General features: G+C 38.5%; 16 protein-coding genes and 5 pseudogenes. 20 read left to right on the top strand and 1 reads right to left on the bottom strand.

Annotated elements, in window-relative coordinates; all coding sequences use genetic code 11:
• The first annotated feature begins 62 nt into the window (after nt 1–62).
• The 20 genes and pseudogenes from miaB (at nt 63) to lipA (ending at nt 20317) form a co-directional block, all read left to right on the top strand.
• Nucleotides 63–1494 (top strand): annotated as a pseudogene (miaB, locus tag ARADI_RS00245) (tRNA (N6-isopentenyl adenosine(37)-C2)-methylthiotransferase MiaB).
• 43 nt (nt 1495–1537) lie between these two features.
• A pseudogene (locus tag ARADI_RS00240) lies at nt 1538–2575 on the top strand (PhoH family protein).
• 16 nt (nt 2576–2591) lie between these two features.
• The gene (gene ybeY / locus ARADI_RS00235) at nt 2592–3059 is read left to right on the top strand and encodes an rRNA maturation RNase YbeY (RefSeq protein ID WP_119710780.1); all 468 of its coding nucleotides are present in this window, start codon (nt 2592–2594) and stop codon (nt 3057–3059) included.
• A gap of 70 nt (nt 3060–3129) precedes the next feature.
• Nucleotides 3130–4011, top strand: coding sequence for a CNNM family magnesium/cobalt transport protein CorC (gene corC / locus ARADI_RS00230; RefSeq protein ID WP_119710779.1), 882 nt, complete (start codon nt 3130–3132; stop codon nt 4009–4011).
• Nucleotides 4012–4016: 5 nt separating this feature from the next.
• On the top strand, nt 4017–5549 hold the full coding sequence (gene lnt, locus ARADI_RS00225; RefSeq protein WP_439647061.1) for an apolipoprotein N-acyltransferase: 1533 nt from the start codon (nt 4017–4019) through the stop codon (nt 5547–5549).
• A 186-nt stretch (nt 5550–5735) separates the two neighbouring features.
• Nucleotides 5736–6460 (top strand): annotated as a pseudogene (locus tag ARADI_RS16850) (amino acid ABC transporter ATP-binding protein).
• 272 nt (nt 6461–6732) lie between these two features.
• Nucleotides 6733–9315, top strand: a complete 2583-nt coding sequence (gene leuS, locus ARADI_RS00205; RefSeq protein ID WP_119710778.1) for a leucine--tRNA ligase — start codon at nt 6733–6735, stop codon at nt 9313–9315.
• 17 nt (nt 9316–9332) lie between these two features.
• Complete coding sequence (lptE, locus tag ARADI_RS00200; RefSeq protein WP_119710777.1) at nt 9333–9884, top strand: LPS assembly lipoprotein LptE; 552 nt, start codon at nt 9333–9335, stop codon at nt 9882–9884.
• Complete coding sequence (gene holA, locus ARADI_RS00195) at nt 9881–10921, top strand: DNA polymerase III subunit delta (RefSeq protein WP_119710776.1); 1041 nt, start codon at nt 9881–9883, stop codon at nt 10919–10921. Before lptE ends, holA begins: the two co-directional genes overlap by 4 nt.
• On the top strand, nt 10905–11585 hold the full coding sequence (nadD, locus tag ARADI_RS00190; RefSeq protein ID WP_119710775.1) for a nicotinate-nucleotide adenylyltransferase: 681 nt from the start codon (nt 10905–10907) through the stop codon (nt 11583–11585). The genes holA and nadD overlap by 17 nt, the downstream gene beginning before the upstream one ends.
• A gap of 277 nt (nt 11586–11862) precedes the next feature.
• Nucleotides 11863–12180, top strand: a complete 318-nt coding sequence (gene rsfS, locus ARADI_RS00185) for a ribosome silencing factor (protein ID WP_119710774.1) — start codon at nt 11863–11865, stop codon at nt 12178–12180.
• 2 nt (nt 12181–12182) lie between these two features.
• Nucleotides 12183–12645 (top strand): annotated as a pseudogene (gene rlmH / locus ARADI_RS00180) (23S rRNA (pseudouridine(1915)-N(3))-methyltransferase RlmH).
• A gap of 22 nt (nt 12646–12667) precedes the next feature.
• Nucleotides 12668–14581 carry a peptidoglycan DD-transpeptidase MrdA gene (gene mrdA, locus ARADI_RS00175; RefSeq protein WP_119710773.1) on the top strand — a complete coding sequence of 638 codons (1914 nt, stop codon included), beginning with the start codon at nt 12668–12670 and terminating at the stop codon, nt 14579–14581.
• A gap of 3 nt (nt 14582–14584) precedes the next feature.
• Nucleotides 14585–15697, top strand: a complete 1113-nt coding sequence (gene mrdB / locus ARADI_RS00170) for a peptidoglycan glycosyltransferase MrdB (RefSeq protein ID WP_119710772.1) — start codon at nt 14585–14587, stop codon at nt 15695–15697.
• Between the two features lie 201 nt (nt 15698–15898).
• A complete protein-coding gene (rlpA, locus tag ARADI_RS00165) occupies nt 15899–16366 on the top strand; it encodes an endolytic peptidoglycan transglycosylase RlpA (RefSeq protein ID WP_238149207.1) in 468 nt (155 codons plus the stop codon).
• Between the two features lie 109 nt (nt 16367–16475).
• On the top strand, nt 16476–16649 hold the full coding sequence (locus ARADI_RS00160) for a hypothetical protein (RefSeq protein ID WP_182853000.1): 174 nt from the start codon (nt 16476–16478) through the stop codon (nt 16647–16649).
• 152 nt (nt 16650–16801) lie between these two features.
• Nucleotides 16802–18014, top strand: a pseudogene (gene dacA / locus ARADI_RS00155) (D-alanyl-D-alanine carboxypeptidase DacA).
• 152 nt (nt 18015–18166) lie between these two features.
• Complete coding sequence (gene ybeD, locus ARADI_RS00150) at nt 18167–18430, top strand: DUF493 family protein YbeD (protein ID WP_119710771.1); 264 nt, start codon at nt 18167–18169, stop codon at nt 18428–18430.
• 154 nt (nt 18431–18584) lie between these two features.
• Nucleotides 18585–19214, top strand: coding sequence for a lipoyl(octanoyl) transferase LipB (gene lipB, locus ARADI_RS00145; RefSeq protein WP_119710770.1), 630 nt, complete (start codon nt 18585–18587; stop codon nt 19212–19214).
• A gap of 125 nt (nt 19215–19339) precedes the next feature.
• Nucleotides 19340–20317, top strand: a complete 978-nt coding sequence (gene lipA / locus ARADI_RS00140) for a lipoyl synthase (protein WP_119710769.1) — start codon at nt 19340–19342, stop codon at nt 20315–20317.
• Nucleotides 20318–20346: 29 nt separating this feature from the next.
• Here lipA and cspE read toward each other — a convergent pair whose 3' ends face one another.
• Nucleotides 20347–20556, bottom strand: a complete 210-nt coding sequence (gene cspE, locus ARADI_RS00135) for a transcription antiterminator/RNA stability regulator CspE (RefSeq protein ID WP_119710768.1) — start codon at nt 20554–20556, stop codon at nt 20347–20349.
• Nucleotides 20557–20703 lie beyond the last annotated feature (147 nt).

The raw sequence follows: 20703 nt of genomic DNA, 5'->3' as shown, positions 1-20703 counted from the left end.
AATTTAATACATAATGTTTCCAGTATGACAGATTCTGCTACTGAAAACTTCGGATATACAAAATGTTGACGAATAAAAAACTATACATTAAAACCTGGGGCTGCCAGATGAATGAATACGATTCATCAAAAATGGCTGACCTGCTCAACAGCACCCATGGATATCAATTAACAGAGATAGCCGAAGAAGCCGATATTTTACTGCTAAATACCTGCTCAATTCGTGAAAAAGCGCAAGAAAAAGTATTTCATCAATTAGGGCGTTGGAAAAATCTAAAAGATGTTAATCCCGATATTATTATTAGTGTTGGTGGTTGTGTCGCTTCACAGGAGGGGGATTTCATTCGTCAACGGGCTCCCAGTGTTGACATTATTTTTGGCCCACAGACTTTGCACCGTCTACCAGAGATGATCAATCAAGTCAAAGGTACACGTAGCCCAATCGTCGACATCAGTTTTCCAGAAATTGAAAAATTTGATCGATTACCGGAACCTCGAGCAGAAAGCCCTTCAGCTTATGTTTCAATTATGGAAGGCTGTAATAAATACTGCTCATTTTGTGTTGTTCCTTACACGCGTGGTGAGGAAGTCAGCCGACCATGTGATGACGTTTTATTTGAAATCGCACAATTAGCTGCGCAAGGTGTGCGTGAAATTCACTTATTGGGTCAAAATGTCAATGCCTATCGTGGAATAACTTTTGACGGTGCAATTTGTTCATTTGCCGAATTATTACGTCTGGTTGCCGCCATTAACGGCGTTGATCGCATCCGTTTTACCACCAGTCATCCAATTGAATTTACTGACGATATTATTGCTGTCTATGAAGATACCCCTGAACTTGTTAGCTTCTTGCATCTTCCCGTTCAAAGTGGGTCAGATCGTATTTTGACGATGATGAAACGCTCTCATACAGCCCTTGAGTATAAAAGCATTATCCGTAAATTACGTAAAGCACGACCCGATATTCTCATTAGCTCAGATTTCATTATTGGTTTTCCGGGTGAAACAGAAGATGATTTTCAAAAAACCATGCAGCTTATTGCCGATGTTAATTTTGATATGAGTTTTAGTTTTATCTACTCACCACGCCCTGGTACCCCGGCCGCTGATTTACCTGACGATGTCAGCGAAGATGAAAAAAAACAACGCCTCTATCTACTTCAGCAACGTATTAATCAGCAAGCAATGAATTATAATCGAACAATGTTGGGTAGCATTCAACGTATTCTGGTTGAAGGACCTTCACGTAAAAATATTACGGAACTTTCTGGCCGTGCCGAAAATAATCGGGTGGTAAACTTCGAAGGTAGCCAAAATATGATCGGAAAATTTGTTGATGTCGAAATTGTCGATGTCTATGCCAATTCTTTACGCGGTAAAGTAGTTAAAACAGAAGATAGTATGGCATTAAGGAGCCATGAATCACCTGAATCGGTTATTTGCCCGGACACGCAAAGAAGACGAGCTGGGTGTAGCAAATTACCAACCTTAATATTAAGTAGAGAGACTCAGTGATCGCAAAAGATAATCCACAAATTGCTACCCGCGAAATATTTTTAGAGCCAGCCGATAACCAACGGTTAATCAGCCTTTTTGGCCCGTTCGATGATAATACAAAACAATTGGAACGTAGACTCGGAATCGAAATTAATCGTCGAAATAACCGTTTCAAATTAATTAGCAAATCACTTAAAATCAACATATCACAAAACGCCAGCCAGCAACGTTTTACGCCGCCTATATGTTGATACAGCCCCTATACGTGGCATTATCCCTGAACAAATCCACTTATCTATTATGGAAAGTCAATTTCTTAAGCAATCTATTGAAAATGTTGGCAGTTACGACAAACTTGTAAACATTAAAATCAAACGAGGCGTTGTCAAACCATGTACAGCGAATCAGGCTCAATATATTACTAATATACATAACCATGATATTACTTTCGGCATCGGACTTGCCGGAACAGGTAAAACCTATCTCGCCGTTGCTGCTGCCGTTGATGCTTTAGAACGTCAAGAAATACGTCGTATTCTACTCACTCGCCCCGCTGTTGAGGCCGGTGAAAAACTCGGCTTTCTGCCAGGTGATCATTAGTCAAAAAGTTGATCCTTATTTACGGCCACTTTATGATGCCCTATTTGAAATGCTGGGTTTTGAAAAAGTAGAAAAATTGATTGAGTGCAATGTGATTGAAGTGGCACCATTAGCCTATATGCGAGGTCGCATACTCAATGACGGTTTTATCATTCTTGATGAAAGCCAAAATACCACCATTGAATAGATGAAAATGTTTCTGACCCACATCGGCTTTAACTCTAAAATCATGATCACCGGCGATGTAACTCAAATTGATCTGCTTCGTGGCCATAAATCAGGTTTACGCCACGCAATTGAAGTACTCTCTGAAGTTAAAGAACTTAGCTTTAATTTTTTTCATAGTGATGATGTAGTACGCCATCCTGTAGTAGCAAAAGTGGTTATTGGTTATTGCCTACGAAAACTGGGAAACAAAAGAACAAGAACGAAAACAGTTACTTCGTCAACAAAAAGAACCATCAAGCGCCCTATAGAAAAGGAGATATTTGCTTGCAATCAGTTATTCTTGATCTCCAGCTTGCCTGTAGCGATCATAATGGATTACCCAGTGAAACAACTTTCCAACACTGGCTTGAAGCTTTCCTGCCACAATTTCAATCTGAAAGTGAAATCACAATTCGTATTGTCGATATAGCAGAAAGCCAATATTTAAATCTGACATATCGAGGAAAAGATAAACCAACAAATGTGCTATCCTTCCCTTTTGAAGCGCCAGAAAACATTACATTACCCTTACTTGGCGATCTGATTATTTGTCGTCAAGTTGTTGAAGAAGAAGCGATTAAACAACAAAAAAACCAGGATGCTCACTGGACGCATATGGTAATACACGGTTGTCTTCATCTATTAGGTTATGATCATCTAACTGACTTTGAAGCAGAAGAAATGGAGACAATAGAAACTGAAATTATGCAAAAATTAGGTTATCCTGATCCTTATCAGCATGAAAAAGCATAACTATAATGCTACTTTTATGCTAAATAATTATGATACGATAAACTACTTAGAGAAATTTTAATAAAACGCCATGAGCGACGACCATCCTGCAAACAATGATAATCATCACTCGAAAAAGAGTTTTTTCGGGCGCCTAAACCAATTATTTCACGGTGAACCCAAAAATCGTGATGACTTAGTTGAACTGATTCGTGATTCAGAGCAAAAAGATGTTATTGATCCTGATACCAGAGAAATGCTTGAAGGGGTAATAAATATTTCCGCCGAGCGTGTTCGAGATATCATGATCCCACGCTCTCAGATAGTAACCTTAAAACGAAATCAATCGTTAGATGAATGCCTTGATGTGATTATCGACTCAGCACATTCTCGTTTTCCAGTAATTAGTGAAGATAAAGACCATATTGAAGGTCTATTAATGGCTAAAGATTTACTGCCATTTATGCGTACTGATGCTGAACCTTTCACTATCGATAAAGTATTACGTCCCGCCGTTGTTGTGCCTGAAAGTAAACGTGTTGATCTGTTATTAAAAGAGTTCCGTTCACAACGTTATCATATGGCAATAGTCATCGATGAATTTGGTGGCGTTTCTGGTTTGGTAACAATCGAAGATATTCTCGAATTAATTGTTGGTGAGATTGAAGACGAATATGATGATGATGAAGAAGACATTGATATTCGCCAGTTAAGCAAACATGCTTATTCTGTTCGTGCGCTAACCCAAATTGATGATTTCAACAAAGCATTTAGTACACACTTTAATGATGAAGAAGTTGATACCATTGGTGGCTTGGTGATGCAAGCATTCGGACATTTGCCTGCCCGAGGGGAAGTCATCACAATTGATGGTTATATATTTAAAATTACCATGGCTGATAGCCGCAAAATCATTCAAGTTCAGGTAAAAATTTCTGATGAAGCACCTATCCCAAATCTTATAGAAGAATAGCATTAATGAAAAAAATGCCACTCTATCAACGTCAGTGGTTACGAGCTTTGATCGCTTTAATTTTCGGGCTCTGCGGAACACTGGCTTTTTCACCTTTTGATATTTGGTTAGCCGCGCTTTTTTCTCTTTTTGGCTTACAGCTGCTAATTGTTAATTGCTCAAGCAAACAAGCAGGTTTAATAGCATTTTGTTGGGGAATTGGTCTATTTGGCAGTGGTATTAACTGGGTTTATGTCAGTATTGCCGATTTTGGTGGTATGCCATTAGTAGTTAATGTCTTTTTAGTCATTTTATTGGCAGCTTATTTATCACTTTATCCTGCGCTATTTGCTTATCTACTCAATCGATTCTTTCCGTGCCTTAATATTGCTCGCTTTATTTTTGCCGCACCAGCAATATGGCAAATAACTGAATATTTACGTAGCTGGATACTAACTGGTTTCCCTTGGCTGCAATTTGGTTATAGTCAAATCGACGGGCTGCTTAAAGGCATCGCGCCGATATTTGGCGTTGAGATGATAACATTACTACTGCTGATTATTAGTAGTTGCTTGGTGTTTACTTGCCTAAAACGTAGAATTATTCCGCTAATTACAGCAATTATCTTATTATTGTTACCCCTAATATTTAAAAATTATCACTGGTTCACTCCGGCCGCAGAAAAAAAATCACAAATTGTTTTAGTTCAAGGTAACATCCCGCAAAGCTTAAAATGGCAACCAGGATTTCTCGAACAAACCATTAGTACTTATCTCGATCTCTCTAAACCTTATTTTGGCAATGCCAATATCGTTATCTGGCCTGAATCCGCTATTCCATCGATCGAATTGGATAATAACCTTTGGCTAACCTCATTAGATAAACTACTGCGCTTACAAAATACTCGCCTAATTACTGGTATAGTTGATGCTAAACCAAGCACACAGGGAGGGAGTGATTTTTTTAATAGTATTATTGTGTTGGGAGAAAATAAACCTTACCAATATCCAACCAGTAATCGTTATCAGAAACACCACCTGGTGCCTTTTGGTGAATTTATACCATTAGAAAATATTCTTCGACCAATTGCTCCTTTATTCAATTTACCAATGTCAGGTTTTAGTCGTGGTGATTATGAGCAACAGCAGTTAATTGCTGGTAATATTCATCTAACTGCTGCTATCTGCTATGAAATTATTTTAGGCTCCCAAGTTAGAGACAAGTTTCAATCAGATACCGATTTTCTATTAACGCTTTCAAATGATGCATGGTTTGGGCATTCTATCGGCCCATTGCAGCACTTTCAAATGGCGCGCATGCGGGCACTCGAGCTTGGTCGGCCACTATTACGTGCCACTAATAATGGTGTTACAGCAGTGATCAAACCTAATGGCGATATTCAGGCAGAACTTCCTCAATTCACTCGCTCAGTATTAAATACTGAGGTAATACCAACATCTGGTCTTACACCTTATGCACGTTGGAGTAACTGGCCTATGTGGGCATTGGTTGCCCTATTTATTATATTGGCATGTTTTATTAAACAAAAAGAAGACTAATCAATTTAGCATATATTAATCATCATCATGTCTTAACAACCGATGATACGGTTTTATCTTGTTTATTGATATTTATCATTAAATTTAGTTAATGAGCTCTTTTATTATAATAATTTGTTAAAAAAATTAATATTTGATTAATTTATATAGATTTATGCTGGTTAGCTATCTGAAAAAAGACTATTAATGATTTCTTTAAAAAATGTTTCTAAATGGTATGGACAGTTTCAGGTGCTTACTGATTGTTCGATGAATGTAAAAGAGGGGAGTTGTGGTTATTTGTGGCCCTTCTGGTTCAGGTAAATCAACATTAGTAAAAACCATTAATAGCTTAGAACCAATTCAACGTGGTGAAATATATATTGATAATATTCATTTTAATGACAAAAAGACAGATTTGGCTAAATTGCGCTCAAAAGTCGGTATGGTATTTCAACATTTTGAATTATTCCCTCATCTATCAATTATTGAATAACTTAACACTAGCACAGATAAAAGTCTTGAACAGAAATAAAAAAACCGCTGAAAGTACTGCCTTAAAATTATTAGAGCGAGTTGGATTAGCTAACCATACCAATAAATTTCCAGCTCAATTATCTGGTGGGCAACAACAACGCGTTGCCATTACCAGAGCACTCTGTATGGATCCGATTGCGATGCTTTTTGACGAACCGACCTCCGCATTAGATCCAGAAATGATCAACGAAGTACTAGACGTAATGATAAAGCTTGCTAATTAAGGAATGACCATGATAGTAGTCACTCACGAAATGGGATTCGCTAAAAAAGTTGCTCATCGAATGATTTTTATGGGCGAAGGAAAAATTATTGAGGATAGTAATAAAGATGATTTCTTTGCTGCGCCGAAATCAAAACGTGCTAAAGAATTTTTTGCTAAGATCATACATTAATTCCTCTATCCTTGTTGGGTGACAAAAAATCGTCGCCCAATCGGCTAAATAATAATATTAAAATAGCGCCTAAAGTGGGCTAGACTGACCATCTAACATGCTACCCTCTGAAACAACCCACCATTTGCATTAATAAAATTAATTTAACTTGATCGTTAAATATTTATCAATAGTTGTTGTTAGAGGCATTTATCCGCTATTCTATGCAGATCTAAAATAAACTATATCATTCGCGGCCAATGCCGCATTATCGCCATAGGAACATTGGTGTCATGCAAGAACAATATCGACCAGAAGAGATAGAGCAATACGTACAACGTCATTGGGAAGAAAAACAAACATTTAAAGTAATAGAAGATAATAACAAAGAAAAATACTATTGCCTGTCAATGTTACCTTACCCATCTGGTCAGCTACATATGGGGCATGTACGCAACTATACCATTGGTGATGTTATCTCACGTTATCAACGCATGCTAGGCAAAAATGTACTGCAACCTATCGGCTGGGATGCTTTTGGTTTACCGGCAGAAGGTGCCGCAGTAAAAAATAATACTGCTCCAGCGCCTTGGACTTATACCAATATTGATTACATGAAAAATCAATTAAAAATGCTCGGATTTGGTTATGACTGGAGTCGAGAAGTCACAACCTGTACACCGGAGTATTATCGTTGGGAGCAATGGTTTTTTACTAAGCTTTATGAAAAAGGTTTGGTTTATAAAAAAACGGCTGCCGTTAACTGGTGTCCAAATGATTTAACGGTGTTAGCAAACGAGCAAGTCATTGATGGTTGCTGCTGGCGTTGCGATACCCAAGTCGAACGAAAAGAAATTCCCCAATGGTTCATAAAAATTACCGCTTATGCTGAAGAGTTACTTAATGATTTAGATAAACTCGATGGTTGGCCAGAGAAAGTTAAAACCATGCAGCGTAATTGGATCGGCCGATCAGAAGGGGTTGAAATTACCTTTGAACTAGCAGACATGGATGAAAAGCTAACGGTCTATACTACTCGGCCAGATACTTTTATGGGGGTGACTTATCTCGCTATTGCAGCAACTCATCCGTTAGCAAAAAGCGCGGCAGAAAAAAATGCTAAACTTAGCGCTTTTATTGATAAATGCCGTAATACCAAAGTTGCTGAAGCAGAAATGGCAACCATGGAGAAAAAAGGTATTGCCACCAATCTGTTCGCAATTCACCCGCTAACTAATGAAAAAATTCCGATCTGGATAGCCAATTTTGTATTAATGGAATATGGTACAGGTGCAGTAATGGCGGTTCCAGGGCATGACGAACGTGACGGGGAATTCGCAACCAAATATCATTTACCGATCAAAGCGGTTATTGCTGATAATGAAGGCCAGCTCCCCGATCTAAAAGCGGGGCGGTTGACTGATAAAAATGCACTGATTAATTCAGGCGAATTTAGTGGCATGGACAACAAAACAGGCGCCAATGCCATTGCCGATAAACTGATTTCACAAGGTTTGGCGCAACGTAAAGTCAATTATCGTCTGCGTGATTGGGGGGTTTCTCGTCAACGTTATTGGGGAGCACCAATTCCTATGGTAACCATGGAAGATGGTTCTGTCATGCAAGTACCCGAACAACAACTACCTGTCATCTTACCTGAAGATGTGGTAATGAATGGCATCACAAGTCCTATCAAAGCGGACCAACAATGGGCCAAGACTAACATCAATGGTCATGCAGTATTACGTGAAACGGATACCTTTGATACCTTTATGGAATCTTCCTGGTATTATGCCCGTTATACCTGTCCTAATTATGACCAAGGGATCCTAGATCCAGCCGCTGCCAATTACTGGTTGCCTGTTGATCAATATATCGGTGGTATTGAACATGCCATTATGCATCTATTATATTTCCGTTTTTTCCACAAACTAATGCGTGATGCAGGCTTAGTAAATTCTGATGAACCAGCTAAACGTCTGTTATGTCAAGGAATGGTATTAGCCGATTCCTTTTATTACTTAGGTGAAAATGGACAACGAGTTTGGGTGTCACCTATTGATGTAACTGTTGAACGGGATGAAAAAGGTAAGATTGTCAAAGCAACTGATCAGCATGGACATCAACTCTACTATACCGGGATGAGTAAAATGTCTAAATCGAAAAATAACGGTATTGATCCACAATTAATGGTAGAAAAATATGGAGCGGATACGGTTCGCTTATTTATGATGTTTGCCGCTCCGCCTGAACTTACTTTGGAATGGCAAGAATCAAGTGTAGAAGGTGCAAATCGTTTTGTTCGTCGTCTCTGGCGCACCGTTTTTGAACATACGCAAAAAGGTAAAACAGTGCCATTAGACAGCACCAACCTTTCACCAGAGCAGAAAAACCTACGGCGTGATCTACATAAAACCATCACTAAAGTGACCGATGATCTAGGCCGCCGTTATGCATTTAATACTGCGATTGCCGCTATTATGGAGTTCATGAATAAACTGACGCGAGCCTCCCATGATAGTGAACAAGATCGGGCATTAATACAAGAATCTTTAGAGGCTATTGTGCGGATGCTGTCGCCCATTATCCCCCATGCTTGCTTTATCCTGTGGAAAGCACTTGGTCAGCTGGAATATATCGATAATGCGCCTTGGCCAGTTGCTGACGAACAAGCAAAAATAGACGATACTAAATTAGTCATTATTCAAGTTAATGGTAAAGTTCGTTGGCGTATTACTGTCGATATCAATGCATCACAAGATTCTGTGTTAGCTATGGCAACGCAAGAATATGGTGTGGCAAAATACCTTGAAGGTATGAACATCCGTAAGGTAATTTATGTGCCAGGCAAGCTGTTAAACCTTGTTGTCGGCTAACTTAATAAGGAGACCATGTGCGTTATTTAATTACCTTATTTCTAAGCTTAGCCATGTTGATAACGGCTGGCTGCGGATTTCGCCTACAAGGTACGACGCAAATACCTGAAGAACTAAAAACATTAAGATTAAGTAGTGGTAATCCCTACGGCCCGCTGGCACGTGGAATTAGACAGCAATTACGCCTAAATAATATCAACTTAATCGATGAAAATCTTCAGAATGTGCCGGTTTTAAAAATAGTGGGTTCATCTGAAAACACCAAAACCGTTTCCATCTATCAAGACGGTAAAAGTGCAGAAAAACAATTAAATTTCTGGGTCAGTACACAAATTATCCTCCCTAACGGCACTGTTTATCGGATCAAAACACGCATCGAGCGCGCTTTCTTCGACAATCCGTTAGAAACACTAGCTAAAGACGCCGAAAGCGAACTTGTTAAGCAAGAAATGCGTGAACAAGCGGCTCGCCAATTAATTCGTAAATTACTGATTGTTCATAGCACTATTCAGAATGAGCCAGAAGGATCAGTGGTTGTCGAGAAAGCGCTATCAGTAGACTCAGAATGATCCGTATTTACCCTGAGCAGCTAACTTGGCAGCTTACTGATAAGCTGCGAACCTGTTACCTGATTTTTGGCAATGATCCGCTTTTATCACAAGAAAGCATGGATAAAATTTGTCAAGTTGCTCAACAGCAGGGGTTTTCTGAACGTTATACTTATTCGCTAGATACAAGCACCGACTGGGACTCTATTTATCACCTTAGTCAATCACTTAGCCTCTTTTCTAGTCGACAAATCCTGATCTTAATATTACCTGAAAGTGGCCCCACAACCGTCATAGCGGAAAAGCTGCTTAAGTTGGCTGAATTATTACATCCTGATTTATTACTCATATTATGCGGCGGAAAATTAACGAAAGCACAAGAAAATAGTGCCTGGTACAAAAAAATAGGCCAAGATGCAATCTATATTAATTGTCTGACACCAGAACAGTCCAGACTACCTCAATGGATAACCCAACGAACAAAAGCCATATCTGTTACCTTAGATAAACAAGCTAATGAGCTTCTTTGTTACTGCTATGAAGGCAACTTACTAGCTCTTAACCAAGCTCTTGAACGTTTATCACTCTTATATCCCGACGGTAACCTAACACTATCTCGTGTCAAAGAGGCGGTAAATAATGCCGTTAATTTTACACCTTATCATTGGGTTGATGGGCTACTTGCAGGTAAAATTAAACGCGTTTGGCATATCCTACAACAATTACAACGCGAAGATTATGAAGCAGTGATTCTATTACGTATAATTCAACGTGAACTCATATTGCTTTTGACATTAACACAACAAAATAGCGATAAAGATTTAAAAAAATTATTTGATCAGCATAAAATTTGGCAAGCCCGCCGCCCTCTGATTAGCGCTGCGCTACAGCGTTTATCACTTCGCGAACTACAGCTTGCAATACAGTTAATTACCCATGCTGAATTACATTTAAAACAAGATTATGGCCACTCAATTTGGCCAAAATTAGAAACTTTATCTATGCTATTGTGCGGTAAATCACTGCCTGAGAGTTTTATTAATGACTCAACAAACTAAGCAAACAGCTAATTCTAAATCTATTCAAGCACTATTTGGTGGTACCTTTGATCCTATTCACTATGGTCACTTACTTCCCGTTGAAGCGCTAGCCAAGCAAGTCGGTTTACAACAGGTTGTTTTACTTCCCAATCATGTGCCACCCCATCGCCAACAACCTGAAGCAACCGCTCAACAAAGATTAGCAATGATAAAATTAGCTATCAAAAATAATCCGCTATTTAGTATTGATACCCGTGAGCTTAAACGTAAAACTCCCTCTTATACCGTTGAAACACTACTCTCTTTTCGGCAACAAATCGGTAGGCAAAAACCACTAGCCTTTATTATCGGACAAGATTCACTACTATCAATCAATACCTGGTTTGATTGGCAAAAAATTTTAGACCTTTGTAATTTATTAGTATGCGCTCGCCCAGGCTATACCACTTATTTTTCAACTCCATCAATGCAACAATGGCTGAAACATCATCAAGTGCATGAGCCGGAAATACTCAGCCATAAACCATGTGGTGCCATATATCTGGCTGATACTCCCTTGTTAAATATTTCTGCAACTGAAATTCGTGAACGAAAACGTGATAGAAAAAGTTGCAAAGATATATTGCCACCTGCAGTTTTGCGCTATATTGATAAACATCATCTTTATCAAAATTGCTCATAATTAACAATAAATATAAAAAATTGACAAAAATACCCTTAAACTATTGTGAGTATATAAGGTGATTGGTAATATCTTGGCGCTTTTTACATTGCTGATGAAAATAAGGCATAATTTCCGATAATTTATCTTAAAACTAATTATAAATATTCAGCTGGTTTTACTAAAAATTAGATTAAAATATAGATTATCTTATGCTTATTTCTTTCAACAGAATTTTATAACTGAATAAAATATAACATTAATATTTTTTATTTAACTTGAAATTAAAGGTGAACCTTTGCAAGAAACTGAACTCCAACAATTTATTATCGACAGGCTTGCCGATACAAAAGCACAAGATATTGTCACTATTGATGTACGTGGAAAATCTAGCATTACCGATTGCATGATAATCTGTACCGGAACATCTAATCGCCACTTGACATCAGTTTCGGACAAATTAATTGAAGCATGCCGTGAGACAGGAATAATTCCTCTGGGTGTTGAAGGACAAGGTGTTTCTGATTGGATCGTTGTCGATTTAGGCGATGCAATTGTTCATATCATGCAAGAAGATAGTCGCCGTATGTATGAACTTGAAAAACTCTGGAGTTGAATTTGAAATTACAACTGATTGCCGTTGGTAGCAAAATGGTTGATATTGGATCCAGACCGGTTTTCAAGATTATCTTCATCGTTTTCCAAAAGATATGGCTTTTGAACTCATTGAGATCGCTGCGGGAAAAATGCTGATCTCAAACGTATCATCGAGAAAGAAGGATAACAGATGCTAGCTGCAGTTGGCAAAGGTAACCGCATAGTTACCCTTGATATACCAGGCACAAGCTGGACAACTTGACAGCTTGCTGAACAATTAGATCAATGGAAACAAGATGGACGTAATATTAGCTTTCTAATTAGTGGCCCAGAAGGTCTTGCCCCTCCTTGTAAAGCAGCAGCAGAACAAAGTTGGTCACTGTCATCCTTAACAATGCCTGATCCTTTAGTTCGAATATTTGTTGTAGATAGCCTTTACCGGGCATGGAGCATTACAACAAATCATCCTTACCATCGGGAATAACATATTTATGTAGGTTTTTAGTATGAATGCGAAGAAAGAAACAAAAAAAAAGAAACGCACCCCTTTTCGCGATTATACCGCTGAATCTACTCTATTCATTCGTCGGGCGTTGATAGCTTTTATTATCATTGTGATATTAGTCAGTATTTTAATTGCTAATCTTTATCATCTACAAGTGGTTCGGCATGGAGACTACCAAACTCGCTCTAATGATAATCGGATAAAATTGGTTCCTGTTCCACCTAGTAGAGGTATTATTTATGACAGAAATGGTATTCCACTCGCGTTAAACCGAACATTTTATCAGTTAGAAGTCATTCCTGAAAAAGTCCCTGATTTAACAGAGTTATTGGCACAATTGAGTGATGTGGTTGATCTCACTGACGACGACATTGCAAACTTCAAAAAAGAGCGTAAACGTTCACGCCGCTTTACCTCTATACCGTTAAAAACCTCACTAGATGAAGTGCAAGTTGCACGTTTTGCCGTTAATCAATACCGGTTCCCCGGGATTGAAGTCAAAGGTTACCAACGCCGCTATTATCCTTATGGCTCTGCGCTAACGCATGTTATTGGTTATGTAGCCAAAATTAATGATAAAGATATTGAACGTCTAGAAAATGATGGTCTACTGAAAAATTACACTGCCACCCATGATATTGGTAAATTAGGTATAGAACGGTATTACGAAAATATTTTACATGGCAAAACAGGCTATGAAGAGGTCGAAGTTAATAGTCGGGGAAAAGTCATACGCCAACTTCATGAACAAGCACCTCAGGCAGGCAAAGATATTTATCTCACTATTGATCTCAATTTACAAATTGAGATCGAAAAGTTGCTCGCCACCAGCCGAACTGCAGTTGTTGTAACCGATCCTCGCAACGGTGAAGTACTGGCCCTGGTATCTACCCCCAGCTATGACCCTAATCTATTTGTTAATGGTATCTCTAATAAAGATTACCAAGCTTTATTAAATAATCCCAATCACCCGTTAATTAATAGAACTACCCAGGGATTATATCCGCCCGCCTCAACCGTTAAACCATTTATGGCGGTCGCAGCGTTAAGTGAAAATATTGTCACCGCCAACTCCACCATTTTCGATCCTGGTTGGTGGCAGTTACCAAATTCCGAAAAACGTTACCGAGACTGGAAAAAATGGGGACACGGTAGATTAAATGTCGTTAGAGCCATTATCGAATCAGCCGACACCTTTTTCTACCAGGTTGCTTATGATATGGGTATCGATCGTATCTCCGATTGGATGCAGAAATTTGGCTATGGGCATTACACCGGTATTGATCTTGCCGAAGAACGCTCTGGCATTATGCCAACCCGGGAATGGAAACTTAAACGCTACAAAAAACCTTGGTATCAAGGAGACACTATTCCAGTCGGCATCGGCCAAGGTTATTGGACCACAACGCCGATCCAAATGGCAAAAGCATTAATGACGTTGATTAATGACGGCACAGTTAAAATTCCCCATCTACTTTATGGCACTAAATTAGGTAATACTATGCTGCCTTATGAGCAGAAAGAGCATATCCAAATTGGTGATATTCATTCAGGCTTTTGGGAGTTAGCTAAAGAAGGTATGTATGGCGTTGCTAATGCACCAAACGGTACAGCACGCAGAAGTTTTACCAACACTCCCTACAAGGCTGCTGTCAAATCAGGTACAGCGCAGGTATTCAGTTATGAAACCTATAATGCAAGTAAATTGGCTGAGCACTTGCGTGATCATAAATTAATGATTGGATTTGCCCCTTATCAAAAGCCGACCGCTTCCGTTGCTATTATTCTAGAAAATGGTGGAGCTGGCCAGGCCGTTGGCGATCTTGTCCGCAATGTTCTTGATTATGTATTGATTGGTAAAAAAACGATATCACAAATACCAGATACCAGTGTATCTACAGCAGAAGAACAGTAATATATGACCGATAAATCACATAAATTACCTATTTGGACACGTTTACATATTGATATTCCAATGTTGCTGATTATTCTTGCCTTAACGATATATAGTGTCATGATCATGTGGAGTGCTAGTGGGCAAGATATTGATATGATGCAGCGTAAGCTGATACAAATCGGGATTGGATTTGTTGTCATGATTGTTATGGCGCAGATTTCACCGCGTATCTATGAAAATTGGGCGCCCTACCTGTATATTTTCTGCTTAATGCTGTTAATTTTTGTCGATGCCTTTGGGCAAATTAGTAAAGGTGCGCAACGATGGTTAGATCTTGGCTTCGTTCGTTTTCAACCGTCTGAAATTGCAAAAATTGTGGTTCCATTGATGGTTGCACGTTTTGTTAATCGAGATCTCTGCCCTCCCACCTTAAAAAATACCCTACTGGCATTGATACTTATATTTCTCCCCACACTACTGGTTGCCGCTCAACCTGATCTGGGCACATCTATTTTAGTTGCTGCCTCCGGTTTGTTTGTCCTGTTCTTAGCGGGTATAAATTGGAAATTGATCGCCATTGCGGCCACGGGCATCGCTTGCTTTATTCCTATTCTATGGTTCTTTCTGATGCATGACTATCAAAGAGATCGTGTTATGATGTTACTCGATCCAGAAATAGATCCGCTCGGTGCTGGTTATCATATTATTCAATCTAAAATTGCTATTGGCTCAGGAGGATTATTTGGCAAAGGCTGGTTACATGGCACGCAATCGCAATTAGAATTTCTACCAGAACGCCATACTGATTTTATTTTTGCCGTATTAGCTGAAGAACTCGGTTTAATTGGCGTAGTTATTTTACTGATATTATATCTACTACTAATCATGCGAGGGCTAATAATTGCAGCTAATGCACAAAATACCTTTGGTAGAGTTATGGTTGGTGGCTTAATGTTAATTCTGTTTGTCTATATATTTGTCAACATTGGCATGGTTAGCGGTATCTTACCTGTAGTGGGTGTTCCTTTACCGTTGGTAAGTTATGGCGGCTCGGCATTAATCGTTTTAATGGCTGGATTTGGAATTATTATGTCGATCCATACCCACCGAAAATTTCTGTCAAAAAGCTTATAATCACGAGGTCTGTAATGCACTACCACTGGCTTATATTTAGCATTACTATAGCACTTTTAGCAGGCTGTGTTTCTCAAAAGCTAAACAAAATATCAACATGCCTATGGCGCCGGTACAAGATATATCAGGAGCAGAGCCGCGTTACGAACCTTATCACTCTGGCGCTAATAATAACATCAACTTAATGGCCAAACTTATCAAATAGTAAAAGATCCTGCCCATTTCAGTGAAACAGGCTTTGCTAGCATTTTTGGCTCTGAAGTTATCGGTAAAACAACTACGACGGGTGAAAAAGCCAGCCCTTATGAGTTCACAGCTTCGCACCCTACTTTACCTATTCCAAGTTATGCCCGTATTACTAATTTAATCAATGGCAGAATGATGATAGTCCTCATTAATGATAGAGGCCCCTATATAGCCATAGCCGGTAAAAATATAGCGCTATCACAGGCAGCTGCCGATCGGTTAAATTTAATGCTAACAGCACGTATTAAAATTGATCCGATTTTAGTTTCCCCTACCGGCGCCTTAACTGGACCTGGCACGATTGGTGTTAATATTAAAAAGCAGAGTTATACATTGCCTAAACCACCAAAATTAGAGACCCACTCCTCAAGCAGCAATCAATACAATCAACAAAAATCTCTAGTACGGTATCAACCAATGTAGTGAGTCAAAATAATCCTGCTAATCCGTCTTCAATGAAATCAGCAAGTGTGGCTACTGAACGTTATTTCGTACAAATAGGCGCGTTAAGTGATCAGGTGAGAGCAGCAGCATGGCAACAGTCTGTTTCAAAAAAGCTAAACACACACCTGGGCGTATTCAACCATTTAATAATATCTATCGTGTGCAACTTGGCCCTTTTCAAAATGCTAAAATAGCGGAACAAATAAAAAACAAAATATTAATAGAATTAAATCAATCGGGCATTATCATAAATACCAAATAATCTATTGATTAATCAATAAAATCTCATTAAAGTAAAATAAAAAGCAACTAACCAAGCAGGCATCTCTGTTCCAGAAATAGTATATGACTTTTTAAGCTGATATTACGATGCCCACTCTATTAACATATTGCCAGCGGATCCCGTATATTATTATGAAATATGCAATTTTCTCCCGTTCTATCGGTAGCCTAATACTTAATATTAGCCTTATATTTTCCAGCGCTCTATTTGCTAATAGCAATAATGCTATGCAAATCAACGTGATCCCTTCTGCATCAAATATTGACGCTGAAGCTTATATTCTTATTGATTATTATTCAAGCAAAGTGTTAGCGGAAAAAAATACCGATCAACGTCGTGACCCTGCCAGTCTGACTAAAATGATGACGAGTTATATCATTGGTCAAACAATTAAAGCCGGTAAAATTAGCATGAACGATATCGTCACTATCGACGAGAATGCCTCGGCCACAGGGTAACCCAGTATTTAAAGGCTCTTCGCTGATGTTCTTAAAACCCGGTTATCGTGTCCCTGTATCTCAATTGATACGTGGTATTAATTTACAATCGGGTAATGATGCTTGTATGGCAATGGCTGAGTATGTGGCGGGTGACGAAGCGAATTTTGTCAAATTAATGAACAACAATGTTCAACGCCTTGGTTTAAAAAACACCCACTTTCTTACTGTCCATGGCTTAGATGCTGATGGCCAATATAGTTCCGCACATGATATGGCTCTAATTGGCCAAGCACTGATCCGCGATGTTCCGGAAGAATATGCCATTTACAAAGAAAAAGAATTCACTTTTAATAAAATCCGTCAATTAAATAGAAATGGTGTGTTCTGGGATAAAAGCCTAAATATAGATGATATTAAGACAGGACACACTGCCGCGGCAGGTTACAACCTGGTTGCCTCCGCTACCGAAGGAAATATGCGATTCATATCTGTTGTATTAGGTGGTCATAGCAGTAAAGGGCGAGACCCCGAAAGCGAAAAATTACTCACTTGGGGCTTTCGCTTTTTTAAAACCGTTAAACCATCAGAAGGCGGGGTGGAGTTTGCCTCTCAACCATTTTGGTTTGCTAATACCGATCAGGTAAAATTAGGTATTGAAAACGATCTCTATCTGACTATTCCCCGCGGTCGTATGAAAGATTTAAAAGCTAGCTATACATTAAACAATACTGAACTACAGGCACCATTAGCGAAAAACCAAGTTGTTAGTACCATTAACTTACAATTAGATAATAAGATCATTGAACAACGGCCGCTTGTTGTCTTGAAAAAGGTCGATGAAGGTGGATTTTTTAGTAACATATTAGATTATATTAAATTGTTTTTTCAGCGCTGGTTTGGCTAAAAATTGAAAAATAACATTGCAACCTCCATTATGGTAAATATGTTCAATTTATAACTTAATTTTTATTTAAAATAATATGAATAAATATACTATCTAAATCATATAACATTTAATATGGCAATAAGCGGGGTGGTAGTATTTTAGGAGAAGCTATGAAAACCAAACTGCATGAGTTCCTAGAGTTTCCTTGCTCATTTACCTACAAATTGATGGGTCTTGCTAAACCTGAGTTAACAGATCAAATCGTTGAAGTGGTTCAACGACATGTTCCAGGTGATTATGTACCATCGGTTAAACCAAGTAGTAAAGGTAACTTTCACTCAGTATCAATTACCATCACAGCAACCAATATTGAACAAATAGAAAAACTGTACGAAGAATTAGCTAAACTAGAATTAATTCGTATGGTGTTGTAGACACAAGTTATTGTTGCGCTTGAAATTATAAACCCGAAGATAACAGATTTTCAGGTTTATAATTTCAAGCGTCACGCTAACTATACTAGCAAGAATCATTTATGCAGGTTATACTGCATAAATATTGCATATCCCTATAAGTGGCAGAAAAAGTTTGTTAAAAAAAACCATTATATTACGTCAATTTGAGCTGCATGCTTACCAACCCATTTCTGATGAGATGCATCAGTTTACTAAAAAACGCACGGTTAATACACCAGATGAACTTTGGCTAGTGGAACATTTCCCTGTTTTTACCCAAGGCCAAGCGGGTAAAAAAGAGCACCTACTCGCGCCTGGAAATATTCCAGTTATCCAATCTGATCGTGGCGGACAAATCACTTATCATGGCCCCGGTCAGCAAATAATGTATATTTTATTAGACTTAAAGCGTAATCAAATTGGTGTGAGAGAACTGGTAACTGCACTCGAAAATACGGTAATTAATACTTTATCCGAATTTGGTATTACCGCATACACACAATGCGAAGCCCCCGGGGTTTATGTTGAACAAAAAAAAATATGCTCTCTCGGGTTACGTATTCATAAAGGTTATTCGTTTCATGGCTTAGCATTAAATATTAATATGGATCTTGCGCCCTTCGAACGTATTAATCCTTGTGGCTATGCCGGTATGCAAATGACGCAACTAAATGATTTAGTCCCTGGCAGCCAGGTTAAAGATGTCGAACCTTTATTAATAAAACATTTCTGCAACCTACTAGGATTTCAACTTACAGAATAAGTTGTTATAATTTTTTTATAATTATTAAAAAAATTGAAACATGACATAAATAATGATCACATGTGATAGCATAAAATATATCTATTATTGATCTGCAGCAGGAACCTAATGGAACTGACATAATTATGAGTAGACCAATTCAAATCGAGCGTGGCGTTAAATATCGTGACGCTGATAAAATGGCACTGATCCCTGTCAAAACAATAAGAACGGATCATACAGAAATTTTACCTAAACCTGAGTGGATGAAAATAAAACTTCCCGCTGATTCCAGCAGAATAAAAGAGATAAAAAACGCAATGCGTAAGAATGGGTTACACTCAGTCTGTGAAGAAGCCTCTTGTCCTAACCTCGCTGAATGCTTTAACCATGGTACCGCCACTTTTATGATTTTAGGGGCTATCTGTACTCGTCGCTGTCCATTCTGCGATGTTGCCCATGGACGTCCTAATGCCCCTGATCCTAATGAACCAGCAAAATTAGCAGAAACCATCAAAGATATGGGATTAAAATACGTTGTAATTACTTCAGTAGATCGTGATGATTTGCGCGATGGAGGAGCCCAACATTTTGCTGACAGCATTATCGCTATTCGAGAAAAAAATCCAAATATCAAAATAGAAACGCTAGTGCCTGATTTTCGCGGTCGTATGGATCGCGCCTTAGCAATTTTAGCCGCTGCGCCGCCACCCGATGTTTTTAATCACAATCTTGAGAATGTTCCGCGTATCTATCGCCAAGTACGTCCTGGCGCTAATTACCAATGGTCATTACAACTACTAGCAAAATTTAAGCAAATGCATCCTGAAATACCGACAAAATCAGGATTAATGGTTGGACTAGGTGAAACTAATGAAGAAATAGTTGATGTTATGCGAGACTTACGCCGCCACGGCGTTAACATGCTAACCTTAGGCCAGTATCTCCAACCCAGTCGGCATCATTTATCAATAAAACGTTATGTCAGCCCTAAAGAATTTGAAGAAATGAAAAATGAGGCAATAGCAATGGGCTTCACGCATGCAGCATGTGGCCCATTAGTACGCTCATCTTATCATGCAGATTTACAAGAAAAAATCATAGAAACCCGTCTCAATTATTGAGACGGACTATTATAAATTCTTATAGTAAATCAAATAGCGACAACGTTTATAGCAGATGGCCCTTTCTCCCCCTCAGTAATATCAAACTCAACTTTCTGACCTTCGGCCAAAGTCTTAAAACCTTCGGTTTTAATAGAACTGAAGTGAATGAACACGTCTTTACTGCCATCTTCCGGAGTGATAAAACCAAAACCTTTTGCTTCGTTGAACCACTTAACGCTACCTTTAACTTTTGACATCAATATTACCTTTACATAAATAAAAACACACAGTTTGTGTCTTATATAGTACAGCAAAAATTATGCTTCATTGTCTACTACTAAGATCACGAAATTAATTAAAAACTTAAATTATCATTGTAATATAGGATAACAACCTAAAAAAAC

Origin of the sequence: Arsenophonus endosymbiont of Aleurodicus floccissimus (genome assembly GCF_900343025.1) — a bacterium.
Classification (GTDB): Bacteria; Pseudomonadota; Gammaproteobacteria; order Enterobacterales; family Enterobacteriaceae; genus Arsenophonus.
Note: the sequence above shows the minus strand (reverse complement) of the source record. Positions and strands in the feature narration are given on the sequence as shown.

Excerpts from the sequence above, each read along its gene's own strand:
- corC (WP_119710779.1), top strand. The coding sequence starts at position 3,130 with ATGAGCGACGACCATCCTGCAAACAATGATAATCATCACTCGAAAAAG.
- lnt (WP_439647061.1), top strand. The coding sequence starts at position 4,017 with ATGAAAAAAATGCCACTCTATCAACGTCAGTGGTTACGAGCTTTGATC.
- leuS (WP_119710778.1), top strand. The coding sequence starts at position 6,733 with ATGCAAGAACAATATCGACCAGAAGAGATAGAGCAATACGTACAACGT.
- holA (WP_119710776.1), top strand. The coding sequence starts at position 9,881 with ATGATCCGTATTTACCCTGAGCAGCTAACTTGGCAGCTTACTGATAAG.
- nadD (WP_119710775.1), top strand. The coding sequence starts at position 10,905 with ATGACTCAACAAACTAAGCAAACAGCTAATTCTAAATCTATTCAAGCA.
- mrdA (WP_119710773.1), top strand. The coding sequence starts at position 12,668 with ATGAATGCGAAGAAAGAAACAAAAAAAAAGAAACGCACCCCTTTTCGC.
- mrdB (WP_119710772.1), top strand. The coding sequence starts at position 14,585 with ATGACCGATAAATCACATAAATTACCTATTTGGACACGTTTACATATT.
- ARADI_RS00160 (WP_182853000.1), top strand. The coding sequence starts at position 16,476 with ATGGCAACAGTCTGTTTCAAAAAAGCTAAACACACACCTGGGCGTATT.
- ybeD (WP_119710771.1), top strand. The coding sequence starts at position 18,167 with ATGAAAACCAAACTGCATGAGTTCCTAGAGTTTCCTTGCTCATTTACC.
- lipA (WP_119710769.1), top strand. The coding sequence starts at position 19,340 with ATGAGTAGACCAATTCAAATCGAGCGTGGCGTTAAATATCGTGACGCT.
- cspE (WP_119710768.1), bottom strand. The coding sequence starts at position 20,556 with ATGTCAAAAGTTAAAGGTAGCGTTAAGTGGTTCAACGAAGCAAAAGGT.